The sequence below is a fragment of the Methylomonas montana genome, assembly GCF_030490285.1.
Taxonomy (GTDB): domain Bacteria; phylum Pseudomonadota; class Gammaproteobacteria; order Methylococcales; family Methylomonadaceae; genus Methylomonas; species Methylomonas montana.
In genome coordinates, this window is record NZ_CP129884.1 from 3,736,727 (window position 1) to 3,757,774 (window position 21,048).

Consider the following 21,048-nt stretch of genomic DNA (forward strand, 5'->3'; position numbering starts at 1 on the left):
TATTGTTCTTAAACTTAATTAAAAAAACAAACAAAGGGGAAGGGTTATGGCTGAATTGCTTTTTATAGCAACGACTATTTTTGTTGCTTATGTGGTGTTTGTAGTGCTCGGCGGCAAAAAGGAAAAACCGGAAAGTAGAAAACCCGAGACGGTCAAGCCGGAAACATCGAAACCAGTAGTCCAAGCCGAACAGACCGCCCCCCCCGCCGCAGTAAAAACCACCGCAAAAGCCGCTCCAAGCAAACCCGCCTCTAGCAAACCTGCAACAACCAAAACCCCAGCCAGCAAAGCCGCCCCCGCCAAGACCGCTGCCGCCAAAACAGCTCCAGCGGCCGACAGTGTCAAAAATCCAAAAACCGGCGAAGTCACCAAAATTCCCGCCAGTTACAATTTCGCAAAACGCTGGATCAAAGATGCGCTGGTAGAAGAAGGCTTACTCGACAAAGTTTATAAGAACAATGAGTTGGATGATGCGACCACCACAAAAATACAGGCGGCCTTGCAACAACTGAAAACCATGGACAAATACCAATAAACATCGCCCATACCGCGTACGGCAGCCTAAAATCCGGGCTGCCGGTTTATTCCAAGCCTAATTTTTTCAGCCGATATCGCAGCGACCGAAAGGTCAAACCTAACTGCTTGGCGGTTGCGGTTTTGTTCCAGCGATTATCCTCCAGCGCAGTGCTCAAGGCCTTTTTTTCAATGTCCTCAAGATAGCTTTCCAGCGACATTTTTTCCGCGTCAAAATCCTCGGCCGCCGCCAACTCCAGCCCCAACGGCAAATTCAGATCGTCAACCTCGATCATACCGCCCTCGTGCAGCGCCAGGGCTCTCTCCAGTATATTTTCCAGTTCACGGACATTGCCGGGGAAATAATAATTCTTTAAGGCATTAGTGGCCGCATCCGACAATTTAGGCAATGCCATGCCGTTGGCCTGCGCCAGGCCGCGCAATAAATGCTCGGTGAGCTGCGGAATATCGGCCGGCCTGGCTCGCAGCGGTGGCAAGCTTAGTTCAATGACATTGATCCGATAATACAAGTCCTGCCTAAAACTGCCATCCTGGACCATCTTGGTTAAATCCTTATGCGTGGCACTTAATAGACGCACATCGACGGCCACTTCTCGCTGCTCGCCGATGGGCCTAATTTTTTTCTCTTGTATCGCTCGTAACAATTTGACTTGCAATGCCAACGGCAAATCGGCTACTTCATCGAGAAACAGGGTGCCGCCATCGGCGGCCTGAAATAAGCCTTGCTTATCGGCGACAGCCCCGGTGAAACTGCCTTTTCTGTGCCCGAAGAATTCGCTTTCCATCAACTCTTGCGGGATCGCTCCACAGTTGATGGCGATAAAGGGTTTATCGCCGCGCGGGCTCTGTTGATGAATCAATCTGGCCACCAATTCCTTACCGGCACCGGATTCACCACTAATGTAAACCGGCGCCTGATTGCGGGCCACCTTATTGATCTTTGAACGAATATTGCACATCAACGCCGATTCACCCAACAAGATATCGCGGGTGCGCCGCTCCTTTTCGTTCACACGGCTTAGTGAGGCCTGCAAGGCATGACTGACCAGTTTTCTGAGCACTGCCAGATCGACCGGTTTGGATAGAAAGTCAAAAGCGCCCTTTTTCATCGCCTTGATAGCGATATCCATGCTGCCGTGCGCGGTAATCACCGCCACCGGCAATTGCAAGCCGGCCGACTGAATATAATCGACCAGGTCCAGTCCATCGCCATCCGGCAATTTCATATCGGTTAAACACAAATCAAAAGTCTGTCCCGCCAACAATTGTTTGGCTTCCGCCAAACTCGCCGCAGAGCGGGTCTGGATCTGCATGCGGTTTAGGGTGATTTCGAGTAATTCTCTGATGTCGGGTTCATCGTCGACCACCAGTGTAATGGGCATATTCATATTTCGATGACAGCGTGATCGGCATTAGCCAACAACAAGGTAAAACAGGATTTTCCAGCGCATTCGGCATAGCTTAATTCAGCTTGATTAAGTTCGGCCAGTTCTTTGGAGATGTAAAGCCCCAAACCTGTGCCTTTGTGTGAAGTGGTGAAAAACGGCTCGAACAAATGCTGCCTATCTTCCTCGGCTATGCCCTTGCCATTGTCAATCATCCGGATACAAGGCTCGTTCTGCACACTGCTGACTTCAAGCACAATTTTTCCGAGTTCGGGCCTACCGTATTGCAAGGCATTGGCGCAGAGATTATCCAGAATCTGCTTCAAATGCCCGCCGTCGATGCAAGCATTAAGACCTTGCGCTTTAAACACCAATTCAAAACATTCCGCCTGCGGCCCCATCTGCAATTTTTGCTCATGCAGATACGCCGGCAACCATTGCTCCAACACAATCTTTTGTTTCCGCGAGGGATGGCGGCGAGATAATTTAAGGATATCTTCGATGATACTGTTAACTCGCCGGCAGTGGGTTTGGATGATTTCGGTTAAACGCAATTCCTGCGGCTCTAATTCCGGCGCTTCCGATAATAACTGCCCGGCATGACTGATAGCACTAAGCGGATTGCGGATCTCATGGGCGATACTGGCGGTTAAGCGCCCCAGGGACGCTAATTTGCTCTGCTGCAAACGCTGGCTATATAAAGCAATGTCCTCAAAAATCAGCATGTATAAGGCTTCCCCATCCATGGTCAACGCCGAAAACCGCACCTGAACTTCGCCTCGCTCCGGCAAGCGGACAATCGCGAAATCCTGATCCTCATTGACTCGCCACCACTCGAAGGCTTGCCTGAGTTCCGGCGAGACCGCCCCCAAGTGCTCGGGTTGTTCCGATAACCCTAACAAGCGTAGCGCGGATTGGTTGGATAGCTGGGTAGCTTGCTGCCCATCGACTATCATGATGCCCGATTGCAAATGTTGAATGATATAGCGGTTAAGCCCTTCCAGCCGAACGATGGTCCGCTGTTGCCGTTGCGCCAAAATCGCCGATTGCTCCGCGCGCTGCGCCAGGATAACCGACAGGAAGGCGATTGAAAAAAAAGCCCCGCCCAACATACCCGCATAAGTTAGCCTGGTGTTTTCGAAGGCATGGGTTTCTATTGCATACACCTCTTCGGCCAGGATCGCCAGACTGGCCAGAGCCGCGAACAACACTGCACAACGGCCACCGATCAGCAAGCCGCCGGCGGCTATCGAAATGGCCAACAAAATACCGATGCCGCTGCCGATACCGCCGCTGGCATGCATCAGCATGGTAATAAACACGATATCGGTAAAAATGAACAGCTGTGCCAAACTGGCGTAGCTGAAGCGCAAATGCAGCGCGACCGGTACGGCAAACAGCGAAATCCCCAGATAAGCAAGGCTGGCGAACTGGTACAATGACGGCGCATAAGAGCCCAGCAACGACGGCCCGAAGCGTAAATAAAACAGCATCACGAACAGGCTGGCGACGACGAACCGGTATAGGGCAAAGATTTTCAACATCAACCAGGCTTGGCGAACGGGAATGCCGTACCTTTTGGAAAAAGGGCAGGGATAAAGAGTATCGACCGATGAAGAAAGCATTGCCCGTCGTTTTTTATCAAGAGTTGGTTAGAATGAATGCCGAGTCAATCATAGCATCAACTCGGGCGCCGCGATTTAAGCCATCCATGGAGTAATCAATGAATATTCACGAATACCAGGCTAAACAACTATTTAGGGAGTTTGCGATCCCGGTGCCGCAGGGTGCCGTGGCAACGACGGCGGAACAAGCGCAACAAGCGGCACGAAGCTTGTCCAGTTCAGCCTGGGTCGTCAAAGCGCAAGTCCACGCCGGCGCCCGCGGTAAAGCGGGTGGCGTCAAGGTCGCCAGGACGCTGGACGAAGTGAAAGATTACAGCGCGGCAATGCTGGGAACCCGATTGGTCACCCATCAAACCGATGCCGCCGGCTTGCCTATCGATAGCGTTTGGATAGAAGAAGCGTCGGCTATCAGCCAGGAATTTTACCTGAGCCTGTTGCTGGATCGGGAAAGCGAACGGCTGATTTTCATCGCTTCCGCCGCCGGCGGCATGGACATCGAAGCAGTGGCCGCCGAAACACCGGAAAAAATCGTCCATGTGCCGGTACATCCGGCTGCCGGCTTACAAGCCTATCAATGCCGCCAGATCGCAGCGTCGCTAGGTTTGGGTAAGGACCAGCAAAGCCAGTTGCAAACCGTCATGACCGGCATCTACCAGCTGTTTCTGGCCAAGGACGCCAGCCAGATCGAAATCAATCCTTTAATTCAAACCGACGACGGCAAATTGCTGGCGCTGGACGCCAAAATCAATTTCGACGACAACGCCATCGCCTTGCACCCGGACATCGCCGCGATGCGCGACGCCGCGCAGGAAGATCCCAAGGAAGCCGAAGCCAAACAGTTCGACCTCAACTACATCACCCTCGGCGGCAACATCGGCTGTATGGTCAACGGCGCCGGTTTGGCGATGGCCACGATGGACATGGTCAAGCTAAAAGGCGGCGCGCCGGCCAATTTCCTGGACGTCGGCGGCGGCACCAACAAGGACAAGGTCAAGGAAGCCTTCAAGCTGATTCTGTCCGACGGCACCGTCAAAGCCGTACTGGTGAATATTTTCGGCGGCATCGTCAAATGCGACGTGATCGCCGCCGGCATCCTGGCCGCCGTCGAGGAAATGCATCTGACGATACCGGTGGTGGTGCGTCTGGAAGGCACCAATGTCGAACAAGGGTTGGCGATGTTGAAAGACTCCGGTTTGGGCCTGGTCGCCGCTGAAGATTTGAACAGCGCTGCCGAACAGGCGGTTAAATTAGCGGAGGGACCATCTACCGCACTTCCGTCATCCCTGGAGGGCGCAATCTAATGAGCATTCTGATCGACAAAAATACCAAAGTCATCTGCCAAGGCTTCACCGGTAAACAAGGCACTTTTCATTCCGAGCAGGCACTGGCTTACGGTACGCTACTGGTCGGCGGCGTCACGCCTGGCCGCGGCGGATCGACACACTTGGATTTGCCGGTATTCGACACCGTGCAACAAGCAGTGAAAGCCACCGGCGCCACGGCATCGATGATTTACGTGCCGCCGTTTTTCGCCGCCGACGCGATCCTGGAGGCGGTCGATGCCGGCATCGAATTGATCATCTGCATCACCGAGGGCATTCCGGTATTGCAAATGCTGAAAGTCAAAGCCGCGATGCAAGGCACGAAATCGCTGCTGGTCGGCCCCAACTGCCCCGGCGTGATCACGCCCGGCCAATGCAAAATCGGCATCATGCCCGGCCATATTCATCTGCCCGGCAAGATAGGCATCGTTTCCCGCTCCGGCACACTGACTTACGAAGCCGTGCATCAAACCACCCGCGAAGGCCTGGGTCAAAGCACCTGCGTCGGCATCGGTGGCGACCCGATTCACGGCATGAATTTCATCGACGTGTTGAGCCGTTTTCAAGATGACCCGGACACCTACGGCATCGTGATGGTAGGTGAAATCGGCGGCAGCGACGAGGAACAGGCGGCGGAATTTATCCAAGCTCACGTGACCAAACCGGTCGTCGGCTACATCGCCGGCCAGACCGCACCGCCCGGCAAGCGCATGGGCCACGCCGGCGCCATCGTCACCGGCGGCGCGGGCACTGCAGCGGGTAAAATTGCCGCGATGCAAGCCGCTGGTGTCAGCATGGTCAGCTCGCCTTCGGATATTGGTGCAGCGATGCGGGATTGTTTTTAATCCGCATCATGCCCACCCTATTGAATCTTAACGGTTTCAAGTTTTTCTTTTACGCCAACGAACACGATCCCATGCATATACACGTCAGCAGAGGCGATGAATTTGCAAAAATTGAGCTGGCAACTTTTAAAGTGACTCGTAGTACTTTGAAGCCCAAGGATTTAAAACAGGCTCTGGAAATTACCGAAGCTCATCAGCAATCATTTATGGAGGCATGGCATGACTACTTTCATAACCGGTAAAGATGTACGTATCGACACGCAATATCTGCATGTGGAGCTTGCCGATGGCCGCATTATCTCGACACCGCTGAACTGGTATCAGGAATTGCAAGTTGCAAACGATCAACAACGCGCCGACCATCGTTTTATCTGCGCTGGAACCGGCATCGAATGGCCGATGCTGGATTTACAACTCAGCATCGAAAGCATGTTAGTTAGCATCCCGCATCAACAAGCGGCTTAACCGCAATAAATTTTTTGTAATGCTGCCCTTAAAAATAGCCCTAGCCCAACTCAATTTCACGGTTGCCGACATTCAAGCCAACACGGCCAAAATTATCGAGGCGACCACTCAGGCCAAGCAGCAACAAGCCGATGTCGTGGTATTCCCGGAGCTGTGCGTCACTGGCTATCCGCCGGAAGACTTGCTGTTTCGGGCCGATTTCATTGCACAAACGCAACAAGCCGTCGCCGAAATCACCGCCCGGGTAACCGGCATAGTGGTCGTGATCGGCTACCCGCGCCAATACCAGGGCAAGCTATACAACGCTGCCGCCGCACTGCGAGACGGTGAAGTCCTCGCTCACTACCATAAAAATGCGCTGCCCAACTATGGCGTGTTCGACGAGCAGCGTTACTTCTCAGCCGGCGAGCAAACCTGTTTGTTCACGGTCAAAGACACCCGGTTGGCGCTGACGGTCTGCGAAGACATCTGGCAAGCGGGCATCATCGAGAAAAACCGCGCCGCCGGGGCCAACATTATCCTGACGCTGAATGCATCGCCGTTTCATGCCGGCAAGATGCAGCAGCGCGAGGGCATCATCTGCTCGCAAATTAAACACACTCAGATACCGCTGGTCTACGTCAATCAGATCGGCGGCCAGGACGAACTGATCTTCGATGGCGCCTCGTTCGTCGCCGACCGCAACGGCCACATCGTATTCCGTGCCGCCGAATTCGAAGAACAGCTAAGCGTAGTCGAATTCGTCGACCACCAACCACTGCAGGCCGGTATCGCCGCGCTATACCAACCGGTGGTAAGCGAATACAAAGCGCTGGTTTTGGGCATCAAGGATTACGTGCGTAAAAACGGTTTTCAGGGCGCGATACTCGGCCTTTCCGGCGGTATCGATTCGGCGCTGGTACTGGCGCTGGCAGCCGATGCGCTCGGCGCGGATAAAGTCGAAGCGGTGCTGATGCCCTCGCGTTACACCCAGGATATGAGTATCGAGGATGCCCGCTTGGAAGCCGATGCGCTCGGCGTCAAGCATCACACCCTGCCGATCGAACTGGCCGTACAAGCCTTTAACCAGATGCTGGCGCCGTTGTTCGCCGGCAGTCAAAAAGACACCACCGAAGAAAACATTCAAGCCCGCTGTCGTGGCGTGTTGCTGATGGCCATTTCCAACAAACAAGGCAAGTTGCTGCTGACTACCGGCAATAAAAGCGAAATGAGCGTCGGTTATGCCACGCTATACGGCGACATGGCCGGTGGCTTCGCGCCACTGAAAGACGTATCGAAATTACTGGTTTACCAACTGGCCGAATACCGTAACACGCTGTCACCGGTGATTCCGCAACGGGTCATTAGCCGCGCACCTTCGGCGGAACTGGCCCCGGATCAAAAAGACGAGGACTCTTTGCCGCCCTATTCGCTGTTGGATCCTATCCTGGCGCTGTATGTGGAGCAGGATAAATCCGCCGCGGAAATCGTCGCGCTCGGCTTCGCCCCGGCCGACGTGCATCGGGCGATTTCCTTGGTCGATAGAAACGAATACAAACGCCGGCAATCGCCACCAGGCATTCGCATCACACCCAGAGCCTTCGGCCGCGATCGCCGTTATCCCATTTCATCCGCTTATCGCGGCACGGCCGCGCTCAATCAACCAGCGCCCGACAACGTTAAGGAGTAAATTCATGTCAACACTGCGTACCCTATTACTATCCACCAGTTTGCTGCTGACCGCGCAAGACGGCTTTGCCCGCGAAATCAACATTCCGGTGCCGATGGAGTACAGTTTGATAAAAAGTCTGCTGGTCAGCCAGCTCTACAACGGTCCGGATGAGTCCGTCAGGGCTTGGAAAGACGGCAAGCAATGCAGTTTCCTCGATCTCGACCATCCGCAAATCAGTGGCGAACAAGGCCAGATCAAAATTCTGAACAATGTCCAAGCCCGGATTGGCACCGCGCTGGGCGGCAAATGCATGACGCTGGTGGAATGGTCCGGCATCCTGCAAACCTTGCAACAACCGACGCTGGATGCCTCCGGCAATGTACTGAGCTTTCCGGTCACCCAACTCAATGCCTTCGACCGCAACGGCCAGCCGCTGAATATCAGCCAGTTGCAATCGCTGATCAAAAAAGCCGCCGAACCGAGACTGGCTTCATTGAAAATCGACTTGAATCAATCCCGGCCCGACATCGCTAAAACCCTGCTGCCGTTCATCGCCGCCGAGGATAGCGAAGAATTGCATGACACTATCAACAGCCTGCGTTTCAATCAGGCTAAGGCTGACGAGAAAGGCATTTTGATCAGCGTCGGCTATACCGCCACCAATCAAAACGCCAGCGGCTTGAAACCGGCCGGCGTGTTAAACGAAACCGAATTGAAACAATGGCAAACCCTCTGGCAAGGCTGGCAGGCTTCATTGGAAAAAGCCATCGACAAAGCGCCGATCAATAACGACGCCGCCGCCAACCGAGCCACGCTGCGCGATGTACTGCAAAAAGCCGGCGTGGCTTTCGAGCAAGGCCTGACCGCCGAATATGTCGCGGAAAACGATCCGGTGCGTAAATTCTTCAATAGCTCCTGGGATAGGCTCGCGCCGCTGTTGCGTGATGCCTCCACTCAATTGCCCGGCAACACCAGCTTGCGCTACGTGACGTTGATCGCCGCCACCGACTTGATGTACGAACTGGAATCGATAGGCTCGCCGCTGGGCCTGGAAGTGTCTTCCAACGGCCTGCGTAAATTGGCTCGCTCGTTGATCGCCGACGCCAACCCGAAAGGCAAAACCAAAGCCAAACACAAAGGCTAAAACTCGGTCCGCCGCATTTCGGGCGGGCCGATCTTAAGATACAAAAAAGGGATACCGGCCCGCAGGCCGGTATCCCTGATCAAGACGCCGACTGGTTTAAGCGACCTGATACGGCCCCAGCGGATCGGCGCCCAAGGTACCGACCAAGGATTCCAGATAAGCCTGATCGGACAACTCAGCCAGCTTTTGTTGGGCCTGACGATACCGTTCCACCAGCTTCAGTTCCGCGACCGAGGACTGATGGCTGCCATCCCGCAAGAAACTGCCCAAATAATCGACATGGCGCTGCCACAAAGCCAGTTCCCGCTGTTGCTTGATCTGCAGACGCTGACGATACCAATCCGACGCCAACAGGTAATCCCGAGTGAACATCGCCCGAATATCCGGATGCAGCGCATCCTTACCCTGATAATGCCCGTCGGCCATGATATGCAATAAGGCAAATAACGGTGGACAGGCATCGTCTATGCTGCCGTCTTCCAGATATTGCTGGGCGACGCGCTGCTGGGTTTCGACGATGTTATTGATGCCGTCGACAAACACTTCCAGATCCTGGCGCTCGGGCTGCAAAATCTCGTCGGTAAACACCGCATAAGGATTATCGAAAATCTTGCCCATCAAACCATGCACGAAGTGACTGGTAATCCGGTATCCAAGCCGGCTGGCCAGTACGATTTGGCCGTTATGCTCGAAATCGGTCAAAGGTTCCAGATAGCCATGCTGCAATAAATACTCGGGCTGCCGCTCCTGCCGCGACAAGCGCGCCCAAATCTCCGGAATCAACAAACTGATGTCGTGATCGACCTTGGTATTCGGGCCGATAAAGCCCGCCGAGCTGGAAAAACCCGGATAACCGGTGAGAATGAACGATACCAGCGCATTGTTCAGATCGGTAATGCCGCGCAGAGCGTTGAACGGCCCCTTGGTCAACGCGCCTTCGCTACCGGCGCCGGTGGTCGATGGCGACTTGCCGGTCAGGGAGCAGACAAAGTCCATGAACAATTCCGGCAATTCTTGATAATGAATCGGGTTGTACACCGCCAAGGCGCGGATGCCCGGCTCGGGCGGATTGTTACGGCGACCGGTCAACACCGCATCCACCGGGTGGCATAAGGGTTGCTGTAGCGGAATCTTGCGATGCAAGCGCGCGCCAATCTCGGCGACGTATTTGCGTAAGGGCTTGACCACGTCGACGCGGGTTTCCAGATAACGCGGATTTTTCGACGGTTTACCGTTCACCAAGCGCGGATGTGCGGAACACACCACATAGCCTTGGCCTTCCTGGTACGCGTCGTCCAGCAGCTTCTGCATCGGCGCGGTGAATTTGGAAAAAGTCATCACGTCTTCGACCACCGCCGATAATTTCTCGTGATCCAAAGGCTCGAAGTTAGCCATGAAATTGCCCGGCCCGGACATGTTCAATTCGGTTTGTTTGTCGTAACCGGGGATGATCGCATCGTCTGGACGCTGGAACAGCCGGTATTCGCAGTTGGTCACCAGTTTGACACTATGTTTATAGCTGTCGTCGGCCAACCACGGCCGAATCGCCGCCGCCGGCACCACCACCGAAGCACTGATATCGTCTTCCATCTGTACTTTTTCGCAGGCGATGTAATCTTGCCGCACTTTGAAAGTCCGCCAACCGCCATCCAAATCAAAACCTACCCGTAAATAAGTCGCGACGATCTTGCGATGATTCAACTTCAATTCATGGCCCGGCGCGCCGTCGATCACATCCACGGACAGATAGTCGCGCCAGTGATCGCCCCATTCGCTACGGTAAAAACGCTTGATCAAAAACACCAACGCCAGAATGCTGGGCGGAATCGATCTGAGCCAACTATTAAATTCGTGCGTGTGATACGGCGACGGCGTCAATAACTTGATCACCGAACCCAGACTGCGTTCCGCGCTGAGCACGGCGCGGCTGGGATCGTGGTCTTCCTGTTCGTGCCCCGGCAAAAAGCGGCCGGTGTAGTCTTTATCGAAAATCGCCTGTACCCGATCAAGATCGTGTTGTAAATCATCGACATACAGAGGGCCGTATATCACCGCGTCTTCAATGGACTTGGAAATTTCCGATTTGCCGCCGCCCGACACGGTGCAAGGTTTATGACAAAAGGTACCCTCGGCGACGGTGCCCACCAAACGCCAGGACGGCGCACCGGGATGTTTGCTCATCTCGATTTTGTAACCGTTGGGCTGGATATAAATTTTGCCCGGTTGCAGGCGAATGCTGTGACTCTGCCCATATCTGATCCAGGTGATCGTCTGAGTGTTTAAACTCATCCGCAAGTCCTGCGGCACGTAGATAATCTCCGGAAAACGCCTGTCGAGCGCATAACCTTCCGGCTGCACATCCATGATCGCACCGTAGTGATAGGTCATCTCGTCGAAATCGTAACCCGGTTCGCGGGTCAGGCTGCCGATCCCAAACTCGTCGCCATGATTGACGCGTCGGAACGCCAACGCACCGCCGGCATGTTCTTCCTCGGCCAAACCAAATAAATTGGCGGCATAGCTAATCTGGGTTTTGACTTCCTTCTTGCAATAGCCGTAATAGTTGTCGGCCAGCAAGGTGACGATCACTCCGGATCGGTCGCGGGCAGTCAATTTAAAGGCCTGGCCCTCGTTATACAGTTCCGTGGGTTCTTGCCAGCACATGCCGTCGGCGCGTTGCCGTTCGCTGGCCTCGTCCCAATGCGGCAAACCGAGTTGTTTTTTAGTCAGTTTGGCCAGATGCGGCGCCAGAATCACGCAACCGCTATGTCCCGACCAATGATCGACATCCAAGGCCGCGTCGCATTGCGGCAAGGCCGGATTACCACCGTTGCCGAAGATACTCTCGACGAAATCCAGGTTGCTGACCAGATTGCCGGGCGCGAAGAAACGGATTTCCATGGATTTTTCGGCGGCGACGCCGGGAATTTCCGGACACACCACCGGCCGCAACAGCAAGGAGGCAAACATCTTCGCCGGCTGGGGCTTGTGCGCGGTAAACGGCAGGGTTAACAGATCATCTGGCGGATTCAATGCCTCGGCCAGCATCAACGCAAAGGTCAGCTTGGGCACCTGCTTCTTATCGCCCGGCACCGGCAAGCCGCCCTCGGCGATATGAAACGAGCCTTGCGTGGTACGCCGGTCGCTGGCCGGATTATGCAGAATGCCCTGCTTGACTCGAAAGCTGGAAACGATTTCGGAACGAAATTCGTCCTCGCCCATCGGCAAGGACAACTCGCGGGCAACCCCATGTTTATCCAATTCAAAAGTCATCGTCGGCAAGCTGGGCACTTTGTCCAGCCCCAAATCCGCACAATATCGGTCCAGGAAATCCTGAATGCGTCGATCGGCGGGATACAGCGAAGAACTGGCCAACTGCCGGCTTTTTTCCTGATAGCTATTCAGCAAATCCTGCGCCGTATCCATGAACTGCGCCGATGCCGCGTCGATACAAGTCGGCTGCCCGCAAGACGCCAGTTTCAGATTGATGTAGAGATGCAGCTGCTGCTTGATCGCTTGCTCGTCTTGCCCCACCGGCCCCAAACCCAGCGCCCTTAGCTTATCCATAACTCCGCCCCATTGATTTAATAAACGATGCTCGCATGATATAGCAAACCCGGCATTTGGGGCAGTAACGATGCGCAAACCTGGTTTGGAACTGTCGAAAGAACAGGACTAAGAAATTGATATAAAACAATTATTTGACAGCGGCAACTTTATCCAAGCAGTTCCCCCGCCCGTCGCGCCGATGTATTTACGCTCGATACGCCTTCTGCCGTCTCTCATCCTATCGAGCTAAACCAAGCTCCAATTGTGCTAGCATTGCGTCAGAAGTGAATGTCTGCTTTTCTAAAAAGCTAATTGTCATAATCGACCCTTAACTGTCCGGATGCAATCCTTGTTTGAATGGCTTACGGACTCCCGTTACATAAAATCCAGAGTCTATTGACTCGAAAGGACTGCGGACGATTTTGCGGTTAGGGGTGTTAGGGCAGTATTTCCCTTTGAGCGGGCAGACTTGGCAACCCAGCTGGCTCGCCCGATAACGCAAAGGGGCTTTTTTCTTGGTACGCGATGATGTTTTGAAGAATTTTCCCGAGAGCAATTATCTGTTATTTGAAATCAAGAATTTCATTTAGCGCATGACCAGCCTTTCCTTGCCAAGAACGAATGATCTCAAGTAAACAACAGTTGCTATAGCCTTTATTTCAGACTCATGATGACCAATACGAACGTATTAAGCCCGGCACAAATCGAGCATTTATCGGCGTTGCGATACATCAATGCCATTGATGAACATATGAGAATCGTGTCCAGCGTTAAAGTGCTTGATGACGCAGATCAGCACGACCACGCTGCGCTATTGGTACTCGATATTTTTATTGACGACAAACACATCGACAAGATGAGTTTCAATTTGCACCATTATGCCTATGAAGAGATCGTAGAACTCGCACAGGATATTCGTAACAATGACTATATATTGCGGGCTGTGGACACTGCACTGGCAGGAGATATTGAATAAACTCTGGGCTTATCACGCTCTTGATGCGCCCAAAAGCGTGACATAGGTGCTTAGATTGCATTTAGGCAAAATTGGCCGGCATCTTTATTCATCCCATCCTTCGTCAGCCATCTCTGCAAAACGGCTGTTATCTTTAGCGGTTTTTTGTTTAAAAATGCGTTCCAGCAACGGCGATAGGGTCCCGGTCATTTCCTGTTGCAACTCGGTAATGATTTCTTCAATGTCGGGGCCGCCTTTAACGATGACAGGATGAGCGCCCAATTTGATCAACTCATTGGTTGCAGTGCCACCGACAGAACCGCAATAAACCAGTTCGCAGCCCGTTAACCAGGCAAGTTTGGGTTTTAGTTTGTCGTCATTTCCGTCGCGTTGTTCTTTAGCAAACGACTTGGCAGCCAAAGGCGTAGCGGAACTGCCATCAATAGCGTAGACATGAAACCCCAAAGATGACCCGAAATGCTGATTGACCATTTCTCCATCTGAACTCGCAAAAGCAACGATCAGCTTATCTACATCGACTTCAAGCTCCGCAACACTATTTACATCAGCAATTTGATTCATATGACACTCCTCAATGAATATTTGGGCCAAAGAACGATTAAGGCAAGGTCTTACCATCGATTGTCTTTGGCGTTGTTAATCCGCACCCTGCCGAATCCACTGGATACGGAGCCGGATCGTTAAGTACAAAACGAGTTACTTCCGTTGCCGGTATTCCGCAACCAGCACTTTAATCTTTAGTCGCATAATGTCTTTCAACATACGCATTTTTCGATCATGTTCCTGATGCGCAATATCGTAGATTTGTTTTCTGAGTATTTCGTTACTATCCTCGGGTAGGCTCAAGGACCATTCAGTAAAAAAGGCATCGTAGCTGTCAATCGTTTTGATCAACTCAAACCTGAGCTTTTCTCGGTCTTTCCTCGGGATGGCCCTTAGTGCTTCATCGATAACCGCATCAAGATCTGATTTTTGTTGTTTGTTGGAAACGGGGAACTGGATGATTTCAGACATAAGCACCGTAAAATGATAAGCAAGCAAACACAGCATTGATTTCTGTAAAGCTCGTTTAATACATATTTTGCACCAATTCTTAAGTGATTGATTAATTGACAAAAAAGGCTGAGCTTATATGTTGCGTTTGTAACAAATAAGCACCTGTTGGAAGGTCGATGTTTGAATGGTAGCAGTTGCGCTTAATCAACTGTCGGAATTTTAGATTTGTTTCGCTTTTCGCGTTCATGAACCAAGTCACAGTTTGAAAACAGTGGCTTTGTTATATACGATAAACAATTTTTTTGCCTTCTACTCTCCCGATGATTCACGAAAAAACGTCATGCCACGGAGTTACACTTATCGAGTTGATGGTAACGATCACTGTTGCAGCAATCGTCATGGGAGTGGCCGTTCCCAGCTTTATCGGAACGGTGCGAAGCAATCGTTTGACGACTTACGCTAATGATTGGGTATCCAGCCTCAATTATGCCCGTGCCGAAGCCATAAAACGCAGTTCACCGGTGTCAGTCCGGCGAAAAGGCACGACAAGTCAACAGTGGGAAGTGGGCTGGGATGTATTTGTCGATCTCAACGGTAATGGCGCATTTGACGATAACGGCAATAGTACGCTATGCGAGGCCACGGAAGATTGCCTATTAAAAACCTACGATGCATTGTCGACGGGCTATACGCTACGGACAGGCAACAGCAGTTACAAGGACTATGCGACTTATTTGGCGGGAGGCTTAAGCAAGAATCAGGTTAGCGAAGTTTTTCGGCTTTGCGACAACACCCAAAATACCACTAACTCGCGGACAATTAGCGTCAATGCGGTTGGTCGCCCCAGCACTGCGGTGGGAAATGCCGCATCTTGCCCCTAAAGCCTCATGAACAAAAACAAAGGATTTACTCTGATCGAAGTTTTGGTCGCCACCGTGGTATTGTCCATCGGTCTGCTCGGTTTGGCGGCACTTCAAACCAACAATCTTAAAAACAACCAAAGCGCCTATTTTCGTAGCCAAGCCACCCAGCTTGCCTATGACATAGCCGACCGGATGCGAGCCAATGTCACGGCCAGCAATAGTTATCTAAGCACCACCATGGCGGTGACTGCCGCGACGCAGCAGGCGGATTGCACTACAGTCAGCACGACCTGCACGCCGGCAAAAATGGCGCAAAACGATCTGTATGAATTGAAAAGCGCGTTAGCGACTGCTTTGCCGGGAGGCACTGCGACGATCGCTAACGCCAGCGGGGTTTTTACCGTGACCGTCAATTGGGACGACAACCACGACGGCGCCATCGACAACAGTGATCCGAATTTCCAGATGAGTTTTCAACTATGAGAGAGGTGTTAGTAGTGGGTCATAAAACACCACTAGGCCGGCAATCGGGAATGACCCTGGTGGAAATCATGATCGCCCTGTTGATTGGCGCATTTTTGCTCGGTGGCGTTTTGCAGATTTTTATCAACAGCCGGCAAACTTATCGAATGCAGGAAAATCTCTCCAGGCTCCAGGAAAACGGCCGATTCGCCATGGAGTTCATCAGCAGGGATTTGCGCATGGCGGGCTATCTGGGATGCGCATCACTCGGCGCGGTGACCCCAGCTATCGATGCTTCTCCGCAAAACCCTAATCCAAACCCGGCGGTGAATCCCTTTACCAATTTGAACGCTATCGTCGGCAATAACAACATCGCCAATAGCTGGAATGCCAATGCCTGTTCCGGAACCCATCAATGCATCGCCAATACCGATGCGGTAACCATCCAGTATGCCGACAGTTGCGGCGGATACCTAACCGGGAATATGGCATCCGACAACGCCAACATTCAAATTCCCGCCAACAACACTTGCAACATCAGTCAATATGACACGCTGCTACTTTCTGATTGCAGCTCAGCGGACGTGTTTGTCGCGACCAGCGCCTCTTCCGGAGCCGGAAAGCAAACTATCGCTCACGCCAATAACCAGAACACCAGCCCCAAACTGAGCAAAGTATACGGAGCCGATGCGGAAATCTTCGTGTTTCGCTCATACAGCTATTTTATTCGTACCGGCGCTTCAGGAATGCCGGCGCTGTGGCGATTGGATAATGCCAAGGCCGTCGCCAGCAGCTCAAATCCGATGGAATTGCTGGAAGACATCGAAGACTTTCAAATTCTCTATGGGGAAGATACCAATGCCGATGGCACAGCCAATTACTATGTGCCTGCCAATAGCGTGGTTAACGTTGGGAATGTGATCAGCATACGCATCAGCGTGCTGGTTGCCACACACGACGATAATCTGGCCTCGCAGCCACTTGCCTATACCTTCAATGGCACCACGACCACCCCAGTCGATCGACGCCTGAGAAGAGTTTTCACCTCAACGTTAGCCGTGCGCAACCGGCTGAATTCATAGCGAGGGAATAAATATGTTTGATCAATGCCTGAGCGTTCACCGCGGATCATTCTCGACGCCAAATCGGCAAGCCGGCGTGGTACTGGCCGTCAGCCTGATCATGTTACTGCTGTTGACGCTGATCGGCGTCACTGGAGCTAGAGTCACCGGTCTGGATGAAAAAATGGCCGGCAATATGCGGGATCGAAACCTGGCTTTTCAGGCAGCGGAATCGGCGTTAAACGCCGGCGAAACGGCTGCCGCAGCCACGACCATTTCAGCTTGCCCTGCCAATCCTGCTAATCCTACAGGTTTTTATCAATCACGCGATGCCAATTGCGACGGCGTACCGGAAACCACGCCGATATGGAACAGTGTCAATTGGAATACGCAATCGGTACTTTATAGCGGGACCTTGGCCGATATCAGCACTAACCCGCGTTATATTGTCGAAGACATGGGGCTTACCTGCGTGTCGCCCACGACGCCATGTCCGGCTGCCGACCAACGCCGTAATTTTCGCATCACTGCCCGCGCAACGGGTGGCACGGCCGATTCGGTGGTGATGTTGCAGTCCATTTATCAAGTCGATGTACCCTGATGCTTGCCAAGGCATAGCATCCTCGTTTCTTCTCAGGGAGGCCACATGGCATTCAATCTTCACAAGTACCCTACAGCTCGTCGACTGGAAGCCACACTGGCGCTTTTTACCCTGTTCAGCGCCACGGTGAACGCTGATGTAGCCCAATTACCATTGTTTTTGACGAGTTCCGTCAAGCCCAACGTCATGTTGATGCTAGATAACTCGATGTCCATGGCGGAAACCCTGACGGTCAGCTCCTCGGGGGCGGATTACAACCCAGTGACGACTTATCCTACTGGCGCAAACTGTAGCAGCAATGCACTACCCAACAGCACCACCGGCACCCAAACCGATTCTTCCCTCAACACCAAAACCAAATGCCAGAATGCCGGCGGCTCTTGGAGTAGCAGTAAAAACCGCTGCACGGTGACAGTAACGACGCCGGTGACGTATGGCACCAGCATACCCAGCAAATTTTTTGGCTATAAGTCAGGCTATACCATCGGAACAAAATGTTTTGCTTCCAACCTTTCGTATACCACTAGCCTTTCGTTGCCCGCGGACGTAACGACCGCCGCCCAGCGAGCCAATTATCTGAATTGGTACTACGGCAACGAAATCGCCAAAGCCGGCACGACATCGACTCGTTTACAGGTTGCCAAAAACGCCGCGAATTTCCTGGTAGATTCTTTAACCAGCGATACCCGTCTAGGCTTTACGACCTTCAATGTCGATAACGGCGGCATGCTGTGGGAAGCGATTGACGATTTGGGGGACAGCAAGAAAACCAATATCAAAAACCGCATCAATGCCACTAGCGCAAACGCCCACACGCCGTTGGCGGAAACCATGGCGGACATCGGTAATTATTTCACCACCGGCAGCAGCAACGTCGTCTTGAAAGCGGGCACCAGCAATGCATCCACGGCAAGCAAAACCAGTGCGCTACCGAGCGCCTTAGTCAACAGTACTGGCTGGTCTGGGCGCACTGCAATTTCCGGCGAACCCACGTTTTCCAGCAGTCCCATACAGCAAAGTTGCCAGCGGAATTTCGCGGTGCTGATTACCGACGGTTTGCCTTCTTCCGATCGAGATATATCGACCAACAGTTATCTCAATGACTATGACGGAGACTGTTCGGGATCTCACAGCAATGAATGCACGACCTTCGATATGAAAAAGGCATATCCGTATCCCGGTGGTAACGGCGCAACGCCAAACTTGTCAGTCGCCAATGCCGGTAGCAATTCCAGCGATTATCTCGATGATGTCACCCAAGCCCTGTATGAAATGGATTTACGGCCGGATTTGCGCAATGCGAATGAATCGAAAAAGGCCAAGAATAATTTGACCACCTTTGTCGTCGGCTTTGCGGATGACGCGATCAATCCCAACATGCCTGGGGTAAATCCGCTGCCTAGGGATGCGGCGCTACAAGGGGGAGGTAAATTTTATTTTGCCGGTAACGAAGCCGAATTGAGTGCCAGCTTAGCCAGCGCCTTCGGCTTTATAGCCGAACAAGCCAGTGCATCCTCGTCGGTTGCCACCAATTCCACGCAGTTTCAGACCGATACGCTTATATATCTGGCCGTATTCGACAGCAGCGACTGGAGCGGTAACTTACAGGCTTTCAGAATCCTCACCGAAGACCTTAACGGCAATAAGGTACTCGATCCGGGCGAGGACACCAATAGCAATGGCAAACTCGATGCCGGGGCGATCGGGTCCAAAATTTGGAATGCTGAGGCGCTGATACCGAGTCCCGCCAATCGAGACATTTTTTCTTACGATCCTTCGGCGACAACCGGCAAGGGTATTCCCTTTATTTGGACCAGCCTAAATACCAGCCAGCAGAACATACTGGGCAGCCAAGCTGTAGTCGACTATTTGAGAGGCGATCAAACCCTGGAACAGAGCAATGGAGGCACCTTTAAAAACCGCAGCAATATCCTGGGGGATATCGTCAACTCCGATCCTCTTTTCGTGGGTAGGGACGATGCCGGATATGCGACTTTGCCCGGTAGCGAAGGCTCCAGTTATGGCAGCTTCGTAAGCACCACACGCCGTCAGATGATCTATGTCGGCGCCAACGACGGCATGTTGCACGGCTTTGATGCCAGCACCGGCATCGATGGCGGCAAAGAGCTCTTTGCCTATGTTCCCAATTCGGTGATAAGCAGCAATTTAGTCACGCTAACCAACCCAACTTATAGCCACCACTATTTTGTTGACGGCTCTGCGCAAAGCAGTGACGTGTTCTACGGCAGCGCCTGGCATACCGTATTGGTGGGCAGTTTGGGTGGAGGAGGCAAAGGTGTTTTTGCTCTTGACATCACCGATCCGGATACCTTCGGCGACAGCAATGTACTTTGGGAATTTTCTAGCACCAACGATGCCGATCTGGGCTACACGTTACCGCAGGCCAGCGTGGTGCGTATGGCTAACGGTCAATGGGCGGCAATTGTTGCTAACGGTTATAACAGTTTGGTCGGCAAGGCCGTGCTGTTTATCATCAACATCGAAACCGGCGCCTTGATCAAGAAAATAGAAGCAGAAACCGCAAGCGGGACTAACGGTTTATCTAGCCCGGTTGCTGTCGATAGCGATAATGACAAAATAGTGGATTACATCTATGCCGGCGATCTGAACGGAAATTTGTGGAAATTCGATGTCAGCAGCAGTGACACCGCCAATTGGGGAGTCGCATACGCCGGCTTACCCGTTTTCGTCGCCGAAGATAGCCTTGCCGCGACGCAGCCAATTACCGCTAAGCCGGCAGTGGGCAAGGCGACGGCTAACGGACAGACCAGCGGCGTGATGATTTATGTTGGTACAGGAAAATATTTCGAGACGGGTGATAATGTAGTACCAACCACACCGCAAGTACAAAGTTTTTACGCCATATGGGATCAGTGCGATAAATCCAGTGCAGTCGGTTGTAACGGCGTCGTATCGGGCCGCACATCGCTTCAGCAGCAGAGCATTATCGCCGAAACCAGTAGTCCGACACTGGCCGACGGCGCCACCGCCAATAGCGATGTACGCATAACCTCACATTGCGAAGTAGGCTATGGCTCCACGGTGCCAACCACAACCGGAGCCCCTTGCACCAACAACGTGAATAGACGCGGCTGGTATATGGATTTGGTTTCACCGGTTGCCGGATTGCAGGGCGAAAAGGTCGTAAGCATGCCCATCTTGCGACATGGCGTCGTAATCTTTCCCACCTTGATACCAAACACCAATGTTTGCACAGCGGGGGGAACGAGTTGGCTGATGGAGTTGGATCAATTGTCCGGGGCACGCTTGGCAGGCACGCCCATCGATTTAAATGGTGACGGCAAAGTCGATGCCAATGACATGGTGATGATAAATGGTATCGCCGTTGCCGCTTCTGGGGTCAAATCTCAGGTCGGTATTGTCGATACGCCGGCCGTGATCAATTGTGAAAATGGCATAGATTGCAAATACACCAGCGGCAGCAGCGCCAATCTCTGGCTGGTCAAGGAAAAAGCGCCCGAAAGCGTAAACCCCACGTTGCTCCCAGCCAGACGGCAATCCTGGCGTCAACTCTTATGATGTATAGG

At 52.7% G+C, this 21,048-nt stretch carries 18 protein-coding genes; 13 read left to right on the plus strand and 5 right to left on the minus strand.

Going from position 1 to position 21,048, the window contains the following annotated elements:
• The first annotated feature begins 46 nt into the window (after positions 1-46).
• Positions 47-535 (plus strand): hypothetical protein, encoded by a 489-nt coding sequence (locus tag QZJ86_RS17260; protein ID WP_301671718.1) that lies wholly within the window; start codon positions 47-49, stop codon positions 533-535.
• Between the two features lie 46 nt (positions 536-581).
• On the opposite strand, the gene QZJ86_RS17265 is transcribed toward QZJ86_RS17260, so the two are convergent.
• Entirely contained in the window at positions 582-1,922 is a 1,341-nt protein-coding gene (locus QZJ86_RS17265) for a sigma-54-dependent transcriptional regulator (RefSeq protein WP_301671719.1), read from the minus strand.
• The gene (locus QZJ86_RS17270) at positions 1,919-3,544 is read right to left on the minus strand and encodes a sensor histidine kinase (RefSeq protein WP_301671720.1); all 1,626 of its coding nucleotides are present in this window, start codon (positions 3,542-3,544) and stop codon (positions 1,919-1,921) included. Before QZJ86_RS17270 ends, QZJ86_RS17265 begins: the two co-directional genes overlap by 4 nt.
• Before the next feature lie 98 nt (positions 3,545-3,642).
• On the opposite strand from QZJ86_RS17270, the gene sucC reads away from it, so the two are divergent.
• The 6 genes from sucC to QZJ86_RS17300 all read left to right on the plus strand — a co-directional run bounded on the left by sucC (position 3,643) and on the right by QZJ86_RS17300 (position 8,971).
• The gene (gene sucC / locus QZJ86_RS17275) at positions 3,643-4,845 is read left to right on the plus strand and encodes an ADP-forming succinate--CoA ligase subunit beta (RefSeq protein WP_301671721.1); all 1,203 of its coding nucleotides are present in this window, start codon (positions 3,643-3,645) and stop codon (positions 4,843-4,845) included.
• Positions 4,845-5,711 (plus strand): succinate--CoA ligase subunit alpha, encoded by an 867-nt coding sequence (sucD, locus tag QZJ86_RS17280; protein WP_301671722.1) that lies wholly within the window; start codon positions 4,845-4,847, stop codon positions 5,709-5,711. The genes sucC and sucD overlap by 1 nt, the downstream gene beginning before the upstream one ends.
• A gap of 71 nt (positions 5,712-5,782) precedes the next feature.
• A complete protein-coding gene (locus QZJ86_RS17285; RefSeq protein ID WP_301671723.1) occupies positions 5,783-5,953 on the plus strand; it encodes a DUF4160 domain-containing protein in 171 nt (56 codons plus the stop codon).
• The gene (locus QZJ86_RS17290; RefSeq protein WP_301671724.1) at positions 5,931-6,176 is read left to right on the plus strand and encodes a DUF2442 domain-containing protein; all 246 of its coding nucleotides are present in this window, start codon (positions 5,931-5,933) and stop codon (positions 6,174-6,176) included. Before QZJ86_RS17285 ends, QZJ86_RS17290 begins: the two co-directional genes overlap by 23 nt.
• 22 nt (positions 6,177-6,198) lie before the next feature.
• Positions 6,199-7,845 carry an NAD+ synthase gene (locus QZJ86_RS17295; RefSeq protein WP_301939020.1) on the plus strand — a complete coding sequence of 549 codons (1,647 nt, stop codon included), beginning with the start codon at positions 6,199-6,201 and terminating at the stop codon, positions 7,843-7,845.
• Between the two features lie 4 nt (positions 7,846-7,849).
• Positions 7,850-8,971, plus strand: a complete 1,122-nt coding sequence (locus tag QZJ86_RS17300) for a hypothetical protein (protein ID WP_301671726.1) — start codon at positions 7,850-7,852, stop codon at positions 8,969-8,971.
• 96 nt (positions 8,972-9,067) lie between these two features.
• On the opposite strand, the gene QZJ86_RS17305 is transcribed toward QZJ86_RS17300, so the two are convergent.
• Entirely contained in the window at positions 9,068-12,538 is a 3,471-nt protein-coding gene (locus tag QZJ86_RS17305) for a hypothetical protein (protein ID WP_301671727.1), read from the minus strand.
• 649 nt (positions 12,539-13,187) lie between these two features.
• On the opposite strand from QZJ86_RS17305, the gene QZJ86_RS17315 reads away from it, so the two are divergent.
• Positions 13,188-13,496 carry a hypothetical protein gene (locus tag QZJ86_RS17315; protein WP_301671728.1) on the plus strand — a complete coding sequence of 103 codons (309 nt, stop codon included), beginning with the start codon at positions 13,188-13,190 and terminating at the stop codon, positions 13,494-13,496.
• Between the two features lie 84 nt (positions 13,497-13,580).
• On the opposite strand, the gene QZJ86_RS17320 is transcribed toward QZJ86_RS17315, so the two are convergent.
• Both QZJ86_RS17320 and QZJ86_RS17325 read right to left on the minus strand, forming a co-directional pair.
• Positions 13,581-14,057 (minus strand): NifB/NifX family molybdenum-iron cluster-binding protein, encoded by a 477-nt coding sequence (locus tag QZJ86_RS17320; RefSeq protein WP_301671729.1) that lies wholly within the window; start codon positions 14,055-14,057, stop codon positions 13,581-13,583.
• 135 nt (positions 14,058-14,192) lie between these two features.
• Positions 14,193-14,510, minus strand: a complete 318-nt coding sequence (locus QZJ86_RS17325) for a hypothetical protein (protein WP_301671730.1) — start codon at positions 14,508-14,510, stop codon at positions 14,193-14,195.
• 302 nt (positions 14,511-14,812) lie between these two features.
• On the opposite strand from QZJ86_RS17325, the gene QZJ86_RS17330 reads away from it, so the two are divergent.
• The 5 genes from QZJ86_RS17330 to QZJ86_RS17350 are packed head-to-tail and all read left to right on the plus strand — an operon-like array spanning position 14,813 to position 21,040.
• Positions 14,813-15,373, plus strand: coding sequence for a GspH/FimT family pseudopilin (locus tag QZJ86_RS17330; protein ID WP_301671731.1), 561 nt, complete (start codon positions 14,813-14,815; stop codon positions 15,371-15,373).
• Between the two features lie 6 nt (positions 15,374-15,379).
• Entirely contained in the window at positions 15,380-15,838 is a 459-nt protein-coding gene (gene pilV, locus QZJ86_RS17335; RefSeq protein ID WP_301671732.1) for a type IV pilus modification protein PilV, read from the plus strand.
• Positions 15,835-16,899 (plus strand): PilW family protein, encoded by a 1,065-nt coding sequence (locus QZJ86_RS17340; RefSeq protein ID WP_301671733.1) that lies wholly within the window; start codon positions 15,835-15,837, stop codon positions 16,897-16,899. Before pilV ends, QZJ86_RS17340 begins: the two co-directional genes overlap by 4 nt.
• A 13-nt stretch (positions 16,900-16,912) precedes the next feature.
• Positions 16,913-17,479: a pilus assembly PilX family protein gene (locus QZJ86_RS17345; RefSeq protein ID WP_301671734.1), complete on the plus strand. Its 567-nt coding sequence runs from the start codon at positions 16,913-16,915 to the stop codon at positions 17,477-17,479.
• Positions 17,480-17,524: 45 nt separating this feature from the next.
• A complete protein-coding gene (locus QZJ86_RS17350; protein WP_301671736.1) occupies positions 17,525-21,040 on the plus strand; it encodes a pilus assembly protein in 3,516 nt (1,171 codons plus the stop codon).
• Positions 21,041-21,048: the final 8 nt, after the last annotated feature.